Below are 14,435 nucleotides of genomic sequence, written 5' to 3'. Positions count from 1 at the left end.
ATTCCCTCGCTCGTCCGCGGTACCGCCGAATGCCGAAGCAAAACTGCGAAACCGCACTATCCTTGTTGTCTGTCCTCACAATTTCAATGATCTCTTTCTCATCTCGCCCCGGGTCATCCCCGAAAGCGAGTGCAAAGGTACACACTTTTTCCGAAACTGCAAGACTAAAGACAAACTTTTTTCAAACTTTTTTGCATCCCAAACAGCAATTATCTGAAAAACAGATATATACATTATATAAAAAGATGAAAAGAAAAAAGAGTAAAAGAGAAGGCCTTATACATATAATAATATACTTCAAACATTTATTCAGAAGAAAAACTGTTTGACCCCAATATTTTTTAGCAGGCCTGCAGTAAAAAAACAAACTTTTTCGGAAAAATCCATATCTCCAACCTCAAGATGCAAATCTCCAGCCCAAAAATATATATCTCCAGGCTAAAGATAGACATCTTTAACCTAAGATTCTATTTAATTTTTCCAATTAATCATCTTATCAGCTTTCCCTTACGTTTAAATCCTTGAGAACAATCCACAAATTAAAGCCGGAGAAAACTAAAAACAAACCCTAAGTTTGCAACCAGAGAATAATCATTTTCATGGAAATAAGAAACACCATTTCAATATCAAACCTTAAAATTCAAACAGTCTCCAAGGAATAATGGTTTCCATAAGGAAAATATAGCACAAAAAATACAGAACACATTCTTGTACAAAAGGAGAAAGAAACGAAAGGACATAAAAAAAGGAGTACCGCTGTACTCCAACCTTTGTTAACCTTAAAATCTAATACTATGAAAAACACATTGCAAAGATACGGACTTTTGGGTTATCTGCAAATATTCAGCCCAAAAGTCCATGCTTTATAACATCTTTTCAGCAATTAGAATCCGGCATTAATAGTCTTTATCAATTAAATACTGGCTAGAACTGCAGGACATCAATCCTTAACCATTCAATTCCTTTCTGGCCACATCCAATGCTTCGTTAATGTTGCTGCAAATGTTTTCTTTTCCCAGCATCTCATAAAATCCGGCCTTTTCCAATACGGCATGCACTTGAGGATTCACTCCCGAAAGAATCAGATGGATATTCTCTTTTTGCGACATTTCGCAGAAAGTTGTCAAGTTGTGGATGCCGGTGGAATCGATGAAAGGCACCTTCCGCATACGGATGATACGAATTTTAGGACGGTCACCCAAACGCGCCATGATTTCTTCGAATTTCGTAGCTATTCCAAAGAAATAAGGACCGTTGATTTCATACACCTCCACTCCGTCGGGCACAGCCAAATGCTCTTCGTGCATTTCCATATCCGATTCCTTATTCGGATCTATCTCATCCGTAATGACAGATATTTCAGTCGTTTCCATCACACGCTTCATAAACAACACGCAAGCAATCACCAAGCCTACCTCAATAGCCACGGTCAGATCAAAGATGACAGTAAGAAAGAATGTCATAAGCAACACCACCACGTCAGACTTCGGATTTCTGAGCAGTCCCTTAAAAACCCGCCAGCCACTCATATTATAAGAAACCACGACAAGAACCCCCGCCAGACAAGCCATCGGAATATACTGGGCCAAAGGCATCAAAAAAAGCAATATCAGCAACAGCACCACCGCATGAACAATGCCGGCTACCGGCGAACGCCCGCCATTGTTTATATTAGTCATCGTACGTGCAATAGCTCCGGTTGCAGGGATTCCGCCCAACACAGGAGAGGCAATGTTGGCTATGCCTTGCGCAATCAGCTCTGTATTCGAATCGTGCCGGTCACCGATCACACCGTCTGCAACTGTAGCTGAGAGCAGCGACTCGATAGCCCCCAAGACAGCGATGGTAATGGCCACAGGAAACAGGTTTTTAACGGCTTCCCAATTGAGTGAAGGGACAGCCGCTTCAGGAAGCTGCGACTTGATGCTGAAACGGTCGCCTATCGTATCGATGCAGTCAACTCCGCCATACATCTTCAGGAAATACACACCGGCCGTCACCAAAACGATAGCAACCAGCGAACCAGGCATCTTCCTTGAAAGCCTCGGAGTAAGAGCGATAACCACTATGCTTACAATGCTAACCGCCACATTCCACCAATTGACCGTATCAAAATGGCGGGCATAAAGCATCCATTTCCCTATAAAGTCACCCGGCACTTTCTCATCTCCGAACCGCAGCCCGAACACATCCGCAATCTGAGTCGTAAAGATAGTCAATGCTATACCGCTCGTAAAGCCGACAATGATAGGATAGGGAATAAACTTGATGATTGTTCCCAGCTTAAATACGCCCAACAATACGAGCAGCACCCCCGCCATCATTGTAGCGACCATCAGACCTTCGATTCCATATTGCTGAATAATTCCATAAATAATCACGATAAAGGCACCCGTCGGCCCGCCTATCTGCACCTTGCTTCCTCCCAAAAAAGAAACAATGAATCCGGCAACGATTGCTGTGATAATTCCCTTTTCCGGACTCACTCCAGATGCAATGCCAAAAGCGATGGCCAAAGGCAAAGCCACGATTCCCACAATAACTCCAGCCATTACATCCGTCATCAGATTGGCCCTCGAATAGTTTTTTAATGTTTCAAATAGTTTCGGTTTAAATTCAACCCCTTTCATAAAATATTCTGTTTAGTGTTATAATTCTCAAAAGAAGTGCAAAAGTAGGTAATTATTTGAACATTAACTCCAAATAATGCGTATTTTAGATAAATAAAAATTGCAATATCCATCCAGCACACAAGGAATAGTCTTAATAAAAACTAAATAAATATTGTAATTATTACAAATTTGAATAAAATAGTTACCTTTGTCAAAGAAAACAGATCACTAACCAATTAAAAACAGAAAATTATGGAAAAGAGCATTAAAGGAACAAGAACAGAAAAAAACCTTGGCATTTCGTTTGCAGGAGAATCACAGGCAAGAATGCGTTATACATATTTTGCAAGTGCAGCCAAAAAAGAAGGATATGAACAAATCGCAGCCATCTTCACCGAAACGGCTGACCAGGAAAAAGAACATGCGAAACGGATGTTCAAATGGCTGGAAGGCGGAATGGTGGAAATCACCGCCAGCTATCCTTCGGGCGTAATAGGCACGACTCTCGAAAACCTGAAGGCAGCAGCAGCAGGAGAAAACGAAGAGTGGAGCCTTGACTATCCGAAATTTGCCGACATCGCAGATGAAGAAGGATTCCCGGCCATCGCCAAAATGTATCGTGAAATTGCCGTAGCTGAAAAGGGCCACGAAGAAAGATACCTGGCTTTGGCAAAAAATGTAGAAGAAGGAAAGGTATTCAAGAAAGATGACGAAGTAATATGGCAATGCCGTAACTGCGGCTACTTGTTCGTCGGCAAAGAAGCTCCCGAAATCTGCCCGGCATGTTTGCATCCGCAGGCTTACTTTGAAGTAAAGAAAAATAATTATTGATTTTTCAACATATAAACAAGAGGATGGGAATTCGATTTTCAGAATTGAGGGCTCCATCCTCTTTTTTAATCCTGCAAAATACCTAATTCAAGGTATTGCCTTCTTTGAAAGAAGTTCTCAATTTTGTAGCTGGAATATTGTATAATCTCAAAAACATAAAGCATCATGAAAATCAAAGCTATTGTCGGAAGAGAAATTCTTGACTCACGCGGTAACCCTACCGTAGAAGTGGAAGTAAAACTGGAATCAGGCGTTATCGGACGCGCTTCTGTTCCTTCCGGTGCATCCACCGGCGAAAATGAAGCATTAGAGCTAAGAGATAACGACCCGAAACGGTATGGAGGAAAAGGCGTGCTGAAAGCTGTCGAAAATATAAACAGAATCATTGCCCCGGCATTGGCCGGATGGTCATCGCTCGAACAGCGCGCCATCGACAAGAAAATGCTGGAACTTGACGGCACAAAGACCAAATCGAATCTGGGAGCCAATGCCATCCTCGGCGTGTCGCTGGCTGTAGCTAAAGCAGCGGCAAATTATCTGAACATCCCGCTTTACCGTTATATCGGCGGTGTAAACACATACGTGATGCCTGTCCCGATGATGAACATCATCAATGGCGGCTCACACAGCGATGCTCCCATTGCTTTCCAGGAGTTCATGATTCGCCCGGTGGGCGCCTCTTCATTCCGCGAAGGCCTCCGAATGGGTGCAGAAGTATTCCACGCACTGAAAAAAGTGCTCCATAACCGCGGACTAAGCACGGCCGTAGGCGATGAAGGCGGATTTGCTCCTTCGCTGACAGGCACAGAAGACGCTTTGGAATCCATCATCACAGCCATCAAAACAGCAGGCTATGAACCGGGAAAGGATATCATGATCGGCATGGACTGCGCTTCTTCTGAATTCTACAAAGACGGAATCTATGACTATACCGTATTTGAAGGCGAACACGGAAAGAAACGCACTTCTGACGAACAGATAGCTTATCTGGAAGAACTTATCAACAAATATCCTATTGATTCGATCGAAGACGGAATGAGCGAAAACGACTGGGAAGGCTGGAAGAAACTGACTGCACGCATCGGAAACCATTGCCAGCTGGTAGGTGACGACCTGTTTGTGACAAATGTAGAATTCCTGTCGAAAGGCATTGCCATGGGATGCGCCAACTCCATTCTGATAAAAGTAAATCAGATAGGCTCATTAAGTGAAACACTCGACGCTATTGAAATGGCTCACCGCCACGGATACACTACCGTCACTTCTCATCGTTCAGGCGAAACGGAAGATGCAACCATTGCTGACATTGCCGTAGCTACCAACAGCGGACAGATCAAGACCGGCTCATTAAGCCGTTCAGACCGTATGGCTAAATACAACCAGCTGCTCCGCATCGAAGAAGAGCTGGGCGATCTGGCCGTTTATGGGTATAAACGCATCAAATAATCTTTAGCTAAATACTTTAATCCGCAGATTCCACTGATTCATAAATCGATGGAATCTGCGATTATTTTTTATATCAGCTTCAATAAGAAACACTCACCGGAATTCCAGCTTTCTTCACCAACGCAGCGATCCGGTCAAGTTCCTCATGCGAAGCTTTCATCAAGAAATGGTCAGGCGTTTCGCGATCAATGGTATAAATCATCACCTGACGGGGAGAAACCTCCTTCATCACTTCCAACCAAGGCAATACATACTTGTCAGAAGTATTATCCACATCTTCTCCTCCATCCGTTTTTCCCTTCATAAACATGGTCTGGATTATGAGATTTCCTTTAAATGCTTTCAACCCCTCGATAATTTCATCCAAATCATAATGCCCGACAGGACGGTCAACTTTCCGAATATAGTCAATATCCACCGTATCCAGTTTCAATATATTATTGTCCACCTTATTCAACGCCGCAAACACTTCGGGCTTGCGGATAAAAGTAGAATTGCTTAAAACACTCACTTTCGCATCTGGAAAATATTTATCTCGCAAGGCTAACGTATCATCGATAATCTCTGGAAAATAAGGATTGGCCGTAGGCTCTCCGTTACCGGCAAAAGTCAGCACATCAGGAAATGGACCGTTTGCCTTCATTTCAATAAGCCGCTCCTCAAGTGATTCACGCACTGCCTCACGCGTCTGAACCTTCAATTTAGGACGATGCTGGCCGTTATACCCGCATTCACAATAGATACAATCGAAAGTACACACTTTACCGTCAGCAGGAAGCAGGTTGATACCTAACGATACTCCCAAGCGCCGGCTATGAACAGGACCGAATATAGGAGCTGAATAAATGACTGTAGACATAACTGTATTTTTTTTATTGATTACAAAAATAACAAATTATTCAATCCCGTACGCATAATACCTTTGCTCTTCACCATTTTATTCGCAATTGCAATTGCAGGTCAAATTTATTGTTGCCTTGTATCTTTTCCATACCCGAACCAATCGAGCTGCGGTCGCCATAATGTGTCCATCCCCATTTCGCTTGAATTGTCAACAGTTTTTTCCACCGCCAGTTCATATTTAATGCCAGCCTGGTTCCTTTTCCATAGAACGACATCATTGAAAAAGCATAAAGCAGTCCTGGTTCATAAAGATAGATGCGCGAAGCATAATCATCCGTAAAAAAACAAGAAGCCGAAACGGAGCCTCGCAAAGGAAACTTTTCAGTTCCCAACTTAAATGTTGCACTCCCCGCATACCCGTTAGAAGGCCGCTGTTTCCAATACGATGAACGGACATATTCTGCCACACCTTTCATATGCATCCAGTCCGTACATTGATATGAAACCTGCCCATGAAAACGCTGCCGGATATTCGGCAAAATATATTTCTCCTCTTCTTTCCATATAAAGTTTTTCGCCTTGTTTTTGCAGCTATACTTTATCAACATATTCAGTGAATTTGAATGTAAATAACTTAACTGAAAAACACCTTCCAATCCTATTGTTTTCCGTCTGTCCACCTGATACCGATACCACGGAAAGTAAAAGAAATCTACGTATGAAACCAATTTGCATTTAGACAATGCATTTGTTTCCAGTCCTATATAGAACCCAAGTTCATTTTGAGTCTTGGTATTTTCACCGAAACCGTTCGCATAAAGACTTTGATAACGCTTGTCATAATATCTGTTCATAAATATGAATGTAGTATTAACAGACGGTGAATAACTCAATGTATGAAGCATGGCCAAAGCTCCCGACTTGTCAAAAGCCAGCTCGCCAGACAAAATCAGTTTTTGAAGAAAAAATTTATAATTTGCCCCGATATTGAAAAAACATTGCCCCCTCGGATAATACCGATTATACAAACGAGGGGCAGGATTCAACAGCTTGTTGAAAACATTATAAACAGCAGTTAATCCATATTCCATATATTTGCCATTATAAGATAAATTACAACCAATCAAGTGATTATTGACTGTATTTTTCTTTTCCATATCTTTCTTCAAACGATGATATCCATCCGTTTTCATCGTTCTTATAAACATGTCCTCCACACGTGCATCCTGCATGCGGAAAGAATAGAAAACCGATCCTGTCCACCTTCTTGCCAGCCTCACAGTTATTCCAGCTCCCTGAAGGTAGTCCGACTCATTGGTAGAAGCATATTTCATAAGCCCTCTTCCGACACGGTTCATGCTTCCCAAAGAAGATGACTTCCCCATATTGAATCCCATGTTCATTACAAGCCCGTATCCGAAACTTGCCCGGTAGTTTCCAAGAACCAATGCCTTGATCTTTCCAAAGTTGTTAAGAAACAGACTGGCCGAATAAAAATCATATCCCTTCCGGTTATACAAAGCAAAGAACGGTTCGCCCGCATCTTTTTCAGCAGCAAATCCAAAGAATATCCGATCTTTATATTGAAACTTGTACCGCACATTATGATAAAACGGATCACCTATATATTTTTTGTCAGGATTTTCAGAAAGCGTTTTTTCTGAATACTCAGCGTATCCAGCTTTCTTATTCACAGGGAAGTCAACACGAGCCATCAGTTCCTGCTTGCCATATTTCCATATTTTCCGGAACCCCATATCTTTTCTGTCATCTTCTGCAGGCCCTATATATATAAAATCTTCAAGAAACCGCCTCGTCTGCACATCCATTCCCTCTACACCGAGAAGTTCATTCTTTGTCAGCATCGGACCATACTTATACAGATAATACAAAATATTTTCAATCATCTTATCAGAAAGAAAAGGCAACTGCTCTAACTGCTCTTTTGTGATGGTGTTGATATTGAAAGGATGCTCCGCAAGTTCGCTGAGCTCTTCATACTGCTCCTGCATAAACGACACGCCTTCGTCAGTATCCATATGCTCCCACCATTCCATCCACTCAGACTGTGCACAGAGATTTGAACAGATGCAACAACTTAATATACAGACCAAATAAAACTTTTTCAACATAGAAATAAACAGGGTTAACAACTCACATAAATACGTTAATAACGGCATAAAATCAAATTATTATTTTTATTTTTGCCAATATGAAACGATGGCTATACATATTATTTTTTCTGCCGTTCGCTTTGGCATTCAAAGCTTACGGACAAGAACAGCTTCACACCGAAATCAAAGGGTATAAAGTCCCTGCCATCATATACAACGGTGACACTATACCTCATATAACGCTCAGACTTGTCTACGTTTACCCTGAACTGAAATTCAAGAACAAACGTCAGGAAAGATATTATTACAAACTGGTGAGAGATGTGAAGAAGACACTCCCTCTTGCCAAGGAAGTGCGGAATGCCGTCATAGAAACATACGAATACCTGGAAACTCTTCCCGATGAAGAGGCCAAACAGAAACACATCAAAGCTGTTGAAAAAGGCTTGAAAAAGCAATACACACCAAGAATGAAGAAATTAACATTCTCGCAAGGCAAGCTGTTGATAAAACTGGTTGACCGGGAATGCAACCAGTCTTCGTTCCAACTGGTGCGTGCCTTCATGGGGCCCTTCAAGGCCGGATTCTACCAGACTTTCGCTGCTCTGTTTGGAGCAAGCCTGAAAAAGGAATATCGTCCGGATGATGAAGACAAAATGATTGAAAGAGTCGCTACTCTTGTAGAAAACGGCCAACTGTAACTATTGTCGTTCAAATAATTAACATGTTATAAACCGACTAATAAACATAGCGGTTAATATCCGAAAAGTTCCTTCATTTTATACGCAAATTCCCATAAAACGATACCTGCCGTAACAGAAACATTCAGGGAGTGTTTAGTTCCGTATTGCGGAATCTCGATACATCCGTCGCACATATTCACAACTTCCTGCTTTACCCCTTTCACTTCATTTCCCAATACAACGGCATATTTCTTCCCTGGCTCAAGCTGAAATTTGTCGAGCATGGTGCTGCCTTCACACTGCTCAACAGCCAATACCGTATATCCCAACGCATGAAGTTCATCTACAGCCTCTTGCGTTGTATCAAAATACTTCCATCCAACCGTAAGCTCTGCCCCCAAAGCCGTTTTGTGCATTTCCGGATGAGGAGGAGTGGCAGTTATTCCGCAAAGACAAATCCGATTGATAAGAAACGCGTCCGAAGTACGGAACACAGCTCCGATGTTATGCAAACTTCTAACATCATCAAGCACCACCTCCAACGGCAACTTGCTGGCTTCCTTAAATTCATCTGCCGTCAGGCGGTTCATTTCCGTAATTTTCAGTTTTCTCATTTCAGACATAGAGTAAAAGTGTTTTTAGATGTGTACAAAGATACAAACTATATTCATAACCCTGTTGAAAACATGTAAATAGTATGGGAAAAGAAAATGAAAAAAAGTTCTTGCACATTCCGCATAAATTCCTATAAATGCCGGAAAGCGAACAATGCAAAGAAAGAAACTTATTTTTTGTATCTGCAATTTAAACACATTCTTACCCGATTTCAGCAAGCGGATAAATGAAAAGTTTTTAACTTTGCAACAAATGAACAATTTGTTAATAGAACATATAAAAAGAACAATATCAAGGATTAAAGATGTGAATGAAGCACTCATATCTCGTTTCCTTGCTTTAATAACGGAAAAAGCAAATCAACAGATGTTTTTTTTCTAACACAATTAACCGGATATTATCACTATCATACATTTCTTTTAAAAAGAAGAAAAAATAATAAGATTATGATGAATAAAGAAAATTGGTTGAAAAAGGGTTATGCCGATGAAGCCGTTGACAAAGGCATTGATTTGAGAAAGGAGATAAAGAAACTCTGCAAGGAAAAGAACGCTGTCATTTTAGGGCACTTCTACCAGGCTGACGAAATCCAGGAGATAGCCGACTTTATAGGAGATAGCCTGGCACTTGCACAATGGGCCGCAAAGACTTCTGCAGATATCATTGTCATGTGCGGCGTACATTTTATGGGAGAAACAGCTAAAATTCTTTGTCCCGACAAGAAGGTGCTTATACCCGATCTGAATGCAGGATGTTCGCTGGCCGACAGTTGTCCGGCCGATGAGTTTGCACGTTTTGTGAATGAACATCCCGGATACAAGGTGATTTCGTATGTAAATACAAGCGCAGCCGTAAAAGCTGTGACTGACGTTGTGGTCACATCTACCAATGCGCGCCAGATTGTAGAAAGCTTTCCGAAAGATCAGAAGCTGATATTCGGTCCCGACAAAAATCTGGGAAACTACATCAACTCGATTACAGGACGCGACATGCTTCTTTGGAACGGAGCCTGCCATGTGCATGAGAAGTTTTCGGTGGAGAAGATTCTGGAACTGAAGAAACAGTATCCCGATGCGCAGGTGCTTGTGCATCCTGAATGCAAGGGAGCCGTTGCCAAACTGGCCGATAAAGTAGCGTCTACGGCCGGCTTGCTGAAGTTTGCCATGCAGAGCGACAACAAAAACTTCATTGTAGCTACAGAAAGCGGAATCCTGTATGAGATGAAAAAGAAGTGTCCGGGAAAAAATTTCATACCAGCTCCTCCGGAAGACAGTACCTGCGCATGCAACGAGTGCAATTTCATGCGCCTGAATACGCTTGAAAAACTGTATAACACCTTGAAGTTTGAATGGCCTGAAGTGCAGGTGGACCAGGAAATCGCAGAAAAAGCCATAAAGCCGATTGAAAAGATGCTGGAGATCTCTGCAAAGCTAGGTTTATGACATTTATTTGTTAACAGCCTCTAAGCTGAAACATCTTCTTGTTAAAACATGTTGTAAAACATGGATTTTTGGGCTGAACATTTGCAGATAACCCAAAAGTCCGTATCTTTGCAATGTGTTTTTCATAGTATTAGATTTTAAGGTTAACAAAGGTTGGAGTACAGCGGTACTCCTTTTTTTATGCCTGCATGTTTGGTTCAAATAGAGGCAACCAGTTTTGGTCGAGCAATGGAGAATGCAGTCTATTTAAGATGGTTTCAATAGATTCTGATATCCAGATGGTTAAAAAAAATAATAAAAAAAATATTCTGAAAATATTGCAGATAAGAAAAATAGTTGTACCTTTGCAACCGCAATCGAGAGAGAAAGCAGCAAAATCAAAACTTAATGGTGCGTTAGTTCAGTTGGTTAGAATACATGCCTGTCACGCATGGGGTCACGGGTTCGAGTCCCGTACGCACCGCAACAAACATCCGGCTTTGCATTCTTTGATGCAAAGCCGGATGTTTGTTTTCTATTATAATGCAATGGGGCTTTTCTGAACAAACTGGCAAATAAATCAATATTGAAGAATTGATTTTGTCTAACGGCGATGATATTAATTAAGAATTTCCTATGTTTGCAATCGAATAGAGGTAATTCTAAGATTATAGAAATTGCATATTGAATTTATCATAAGATGAAAAAGATTCTTATACTATTATGTGTTTGTTTATTTGTAAAAAATACTTTTGCATATGGACAAACTGGGGAAACCGAACTAAATGCACCTACGAAAGCTTATATATTGTCGCGTTTTTGCACAGAAGTAAAATACAATTTTGCTTTTTATGATAAACTAAAATTCGATTGGGATAGTTTGTGCGTAGCTTCGATGCCGTCTTTGATAGCAACTTCATCCGATGAAGATTTCTTGAAAGGGATGCAAATTCTTTGTAATCAGCTTCATGATGGACATACATATATTTTCCCGATGAATAATCCCAAGAATCCGTCTGATTGGATTCGGCCGTTTCCGATGAAAACTAAAAGAATCGGTGATAGAGTATTTGTAACGGATGTATATAGTTCAAATCTGCAACAGTCGGGAGTACATCCTGGGTGTGAGATTGTAGAAATAGATGGCGAAAATGTACTGGATTATGGGAATAGACATATTCGACCTTATTTAGCTTCTTCAACTTCCCAATGGTCAAAATATAGACCATTTGCAGAGTTTGAATTGACCAAGGATAAAGGCTCTAAATCAAGTAAAATTTTATTCAAGAATGAAAAAGGGAAGGAGTTTGTAGTAGAGAGTAATAGAAATCTTTCATGGGACTTACAAAAAGATACTCCTTCGATGAGCTTTAGGGTAAAGGAAGATAATATAGGCTTGTTGACTGTGGGTAGTTTTCAAAATTCTGATTTCAATCGTGCATATTTCGATGAACTGTATGATGAAATATTAAAAACAGATGCTTTAATTATTGATATTCGTAATAATAGCGGTGGAAATTCATTAAATGCAGATTACCTTGTCAGCCATTTTATCCATCTGCCCATTCCACAAGGAACATGGAGTTCGCCAATGTATATAGCAGCCCATGCTTCTTGGAATTATCCGCGGGAATGGTATATGCAAACTCCAGCCCCCATTTTACCTATTAATGAAAAGGAAATTTATCAGAAACCTATTGTGTTATTGGTAAATGCTACCACTTTTTCTTCCGCTGAAAATTTTTGCGTACTGTTCAGAGGTGCTAAAAGAGGAAAAATTATCGGGACTCCTACCGGAGGAAGTACAGGAAATCCAATCTTTATTGATCTTGGATTTGGATTGGGTTGTTGTATTTGCACCAAACATGAATTAGATACCGATGGAAATGAATTTATAGGTGTTGGAATTCAACCAGATATTGTAGCTGAAGAAGATATTGACACGTTTTTAAATAATGGAGATAGTGTGATAGAAAAAGCCCTTGATCTTTTGAGAAATAAGTAAGATATCAATTGAAATAAGAATTAAGGCTGAATAATGTGGAAAAATGAACGGACTGCACTTATTTTGAAGCGTGGAAAAGAAGTAATTCCTGCCATGCATTTTGGCATACCCTCGCTCGATTATTTTCTTTCTGTTTTTCGTCAGCAGATAAATCTGAATTCCGTATATTTGTTGCTTTCCAAACTATTGTTGCTATGAATATCTCTTGTTTTGTCAATGATTATAGGGAAGCGTTCGGAGAATGTGCTCCTTTGCCTGTTCTGTTCTTTTATTCAGACACTCCTTTGGCCGACACTGAGAAAACCGGAGGCTGCTTTTTTAAGGTGCTGCAACGTGTGCGTCAGGGCATTCCGGTGAGTCTGAACGGAGAAGTAATCGGTTGTGGCGGAGGTAAGTTTTATACCGGATTTGCGTCGATGCCTGAATATGTTCCCGATTTTGTTTCGCAGAAAGAACATTACAAGCAGACACCCGGAATGGTGGCGGATTATATAGAGCAGCTCGGACTTGAAGCGGCCGGCAAGAAGTTTCTGAATTTCGTGCGGGCTGATCAGGTAGACGACGGTTTTGAAGATGCCGAAGGACTTTTGTTTTTTGCCACTCCCGATATGCTTTCCGGTCTGTGTGCCTGGGCATTCTATGACAACAATTCGCCTGATGCCGTGACTTCCATGTTCGGTTCGGGATGTTCTTCTGTGGTATCGCTTGCCGTGAAGGAAAACAGGGATAAGGGAAGCCGCACCTTTCTTGGCCTGTTTGATCCTTCGGTGCGGCCGCATGTAGGGGAGAATGAATTGAGTTTTGTCATTCCTTTTCATCGGTTTAAAACCATGTGCGTAACTATGCGGCAATGTTGTCTGTTCGGCACACGTGCCTGGGGTAAAGTAAAAGAAAGGATAAACGGGCATTGCAGCGGCATTTGAGTTTTTTGGCAATTTCCTTGATTCTCCCCTTAATATTCAGTACATTTGTTTTTTTTAAACAGGGGTACTATGGGGTTGCACAAAATATCGTTTGCTGTTGTTTTCGTTTTGCTTATGCTGCCGGGCGCCGTTCCTGCCGTTGCAGCGAACTCGGGGAACTTCGCCACATGGAGTCTGATAAAGGTGGATTACAGAATGACGCATAAGCTGGGATTTGTCGGTTATGCGGAATTTCGTTCCAAAGACAATCTGAAGCACACCGACCGTTGGACTTTGAGCGCGATGCTGAATTACAGGCCGAATTCTTATTTGAAGGTTGAAGGAGGGTACGCTTTCCATTATCGGTATAAAGGCGAAGGTGTCTGGGGTGTCCGTAACCGCTATAAATTGGGCTTGACGGGCACTTTAGGCTGGAGCAATATAAAGCTGTCTCTTCGTGAAAGATTGCAGCGTACAACGGCTGACGGCGTATCGGAAGACAGGTTGCGCTCGCGGCTTAAGCTGAGTTATTCTTCCGGCAAGAGTGTGTTGTCCCCTTATTTCTCGGCGGAACTTTTTCAGCCTTTGGGTGACGACGCTTTTTTTACTGTCAGCAGAATGCGTTACCGTCCGGGAATTGTGTTCAAGCTTTCAAGGGTCTGTTCATTGGACTTGTTTTATTGCCGGCAATATGAACCGAAAGAATGCCGCAATATCATGGGGGTAGAGTTGGGGCTGAAATTCTGAAACTCTGCAGGTCGGTCCGGGTAATCAAGGCAAGGCTATGCGTGCTAAGATGTGGCGGTGCAGGACAAGGAGGCCATGCAAGCCGCATGGAAATCTGCCATTCCCATGAAAATCTGTATCTCTAGCCTAGAGATATAAATCTCCAGCTTAGAGATACATGTCTTCAGGCTGAAAATATATAGGGATATTCAGTAAATGTCCCTAAAAAGTAAGCAC

The 14,435-nt window shown here is 41.5% G+C and carries 11 protein-coding genes and 1 tRNA gene; 8 read left to right on the top strand and 4 right to left on the bottom strand.

From position 1 onward, the window contains the following. Positions 1-947 precede the first annotated feature (947 nt). Positions 948-2,630 (bottom strand): SulP family inorganic anion transporter, encoded by a 1,683-nt coding sequence (locus NW212_RS14520; RefSeq protein WP_258339340.1) that lies wholly within the window; start codon positions 2,628-2,630, stop codon positions 948-950. Between the two features lie 234 nt (positions 2,631-2,864). Between NW212_RS14520 and rbr the strand changes: the two genes are divergently transcribed. Both rbr and eno read left to right on the top strand, forming a co-directional pair. Then, positions 2,865-3,443 carry a rubrerythrin gene (gene rbr / locus NW212_RS14515; protein ID WP_258339339.1) on the top strand — a complete coding sequence of 193 codons (579 nt, stop codon included), beginning with the start codon at positions 2,865-2,867 and terminating at the stop codon, positions 3,441-3,443. Between the two features lie 165 nt (positions 3,444-3,608). Beyond that, positions 3,609-4,889: a phosphopyruvate hydratase gene (gene eno, locus NW212_RS14510; RefSeq protein ID WP_258339338.1), complete on the top strand. Its 1,281-nt coding sequence runs from the start codon at positions 3,609-3,611 to the stop codon at positions 4,887-4,889. Positions 4,890-4,968: 79 nt separating this feature from the next. Here the strand turns inward: eno and NW212_RS14505 are convergent, their stop codons facing one another. Further along, a complete protein-coding gene (locus NW212_RS14505) occupies positions 4,969-5,748 on the bottom strand; it encodes a radical SAM protein (protein WP_258339337.1) in 780 nt (259 codons plus the stop codon). Positions 5,749-5,818: 70 nt separating this feature from the next. Beyond that, the gene (locus tag NW212_RS14500) at positions 5,819-7,864 is read right to left on the bottom strand and encodes a helix-hairpin-helix domain-containing protein (protein ID WP_375338000.1); all 2,046 of its coding nucleotides are present in this window, start codon (positions 7,862-7,864) and stop codon (positions 5,819-5,821) included. An 80-nt stretch (positions 7,865-7,944) separates the two neighbouring features. Between NW212_RS14500 and NW212_RS14495 the strand changes: the two genes are divergently transcribed. After that, positions 7,945-8,547: a DUF4294 domain-containing protein gene (locus NW212_RS14495; RefSeq protein ID WP_258339335.1), complete on the top strand. Its 603-nt coding sequence runs from the start codon at positions 7,945-7,947 to the stop codon at positions 8,545-8,547. A gap of 53 nt (positions 8,548-8,600) precedes the next feature. On the opposite strand, the gene NW212_RS14490 is transcribed toward NW212_RS14495, so the two are convergent. Beyond that, positions 8,601-9,143: an RNA methyltransferase gene (locus NW212_RS14490; protein ID WP_258339334.1), complete on the bottom strand. Its 543-nt coding sequence runs from the start codon at positions 9,141-9,143 to the stop codon at positions 8,601-8,603. A gap of 450 nt (positions 9,144-9,593) precedes the next feature. Here NW212_RS14490 and nadA point away from each other — a divergent pair, with 450 nt between their 5' ends. The 5 genes from nadA (at position 9,594) to NW212_RS14465 (ending at position 14,219) form a co-directional block, all read left to right on the top strand. Continuing rightward, complete coding sequence (nadA, locus tag NW212_RS14485) at positions 9,594-10,586, top strand: quinolinate synthase NadA (protein WP_258339341.1); 993 nt, start codon at positions 9,594-9,596, stop codon at positions 10,584-10,586. A gap of 389 nt (positions 10,587-10,975) precedes the next feature. Beyond that, a tRNA-Asp gene (locus tag NW212_RS14480) sits at positions 10,976-11,049 on the top strand. A 216-nt stretch (positions 11,050-11,265) separates the two neighbouring features. Further along, positions 11,266-12,570: a S41 family peptidase gene (locus tag NW212_RS14475; protein WP_258339333.1), complete on the top strand. Its 1,305-nt coding sequence runs from the start codon at positions 11,266-11,268 to the stop codon at positions 12,568-12,570. Positions 12,571-12,764: 194 nt separating this feature from the next. After that, the gene (locus NW212_RS14470) at positions 12,765-13,493 is read left to right on the top strand and encodes a DUF169 domain-containing protein (protein ID WP_258339332.1); all 729 of its coding nucleotides are present in this window, start codon (positions 12,765-12,767) and stop codon (positions 13,491-13,493) included. Between the two features lie 69 nt (positions 13,494-13,562). Then, positions 13,563-14,219 carry a DUF2490 domain-containing protein gene (locus tag NW212_RS14465; protein WP_258339331.1) on the top strand — a complete coding sequence of 219 codons (657 nt, stop codon included), beginning with the start codon at positions 13,563-13,565 and terminating at the stop codon, positions 14,217-14,219. Positions 14,220-14,435 lie beyond the last annotated feature (216 nt).

The organism is Bacteroides sp. ET225 (genome assembly GCF_024733745.1).
GTDB classification, from domain to species: domain Bacteria; phylum Bacteroidota; class Bacteroidia; order Bacteroidales; family Bacteroidaceae; genus Phocaeicola; species Phocaeicola excrementipullorum.
Note: the sequence above shows the minus strand (reverse complement) of the source record. Positions and strands in the feature narration are given on the sequence as shown.

Excerpts from the sequence above, each read along its gene's own strand:
- NW212_RS14475 (WP_258339333.1), top strand. The coding sequence starts at position 11,266 with ATGAAAAAGATTCTTATACTATTATGTGTTTGTTTATTTGTAAAAAAT.
- NW212_RS14500 (WP_375338000.1), bottom strand. The coding sequence starts at position 7,864 with ATGTTGAAAAAGTTTTATTTGGTCTGTATATTAAGTTGTTGCATCTGT.
- NW212_RS14470 (WP_258339332.1), top strand. The coding sequence starts at position 12,765 with ATGAATATCTCTTGTTTTGTCAATGATTATAGGGAAGCGTTCGGAGAA.
- NW212_RS14490 (WP_258339334.1), bottom strand. The coding sequence starts at position 9,143 with ATGAGAAAACTGAAAATTACGGAAATGAACCGCCTGACGGCAGATGAA.
- NW212_RS14465 (WP_258339331.1), top strand. The coding sequence starts at position 13,563 with ATGGGGTTGCACAAAATATCGTTTGCTGTTGTTTTCGTTTTGCTTATG.
- NW212_RS14505 (WP_258339337.1), bottom strand. The coding sequence starts at position 5,748 with ATGTCTACAGTCATTTATTCAGCTCCTATATTCGGTCCTGTTCATAGC.
- rbr (WP_258339339.1), top strand. The coding sequence starts at position 2,865 with ATGGAAAAGAGCATTAAAGGAACAAGAACAGAAAAAAACCTTGGCATT.
- eno (WP_258339338.1), top strand. The coding sequence starts at position 3,609 with ATGAAAATCAAAGCTATTGTCGGAAGAGAAATTCTTGACTCACGCGGT.
- nadA (WP_258339341.1), top strand. The coding sequence starts at position 9,594 with ATGAATAAAGAAAATTGGTTGAAAAAGGGTTATGCCGATGAAGCCGTT.
- NW212_RS14520 (WP_258339340.1), bottom strand. The coding sequence starts at position 2,630 with ATGAAAGGGGTTGAATTTAAACCGAAACTATTTGAAACATTAAAAAAC.
- NW212_RS14495 (WP_258339335.1), top strand. The coding sequence starts at position 7,945 with ATGAAACGATGGCTATACATATTATTTTTTCTGCCGTTCGCTTTGGCA.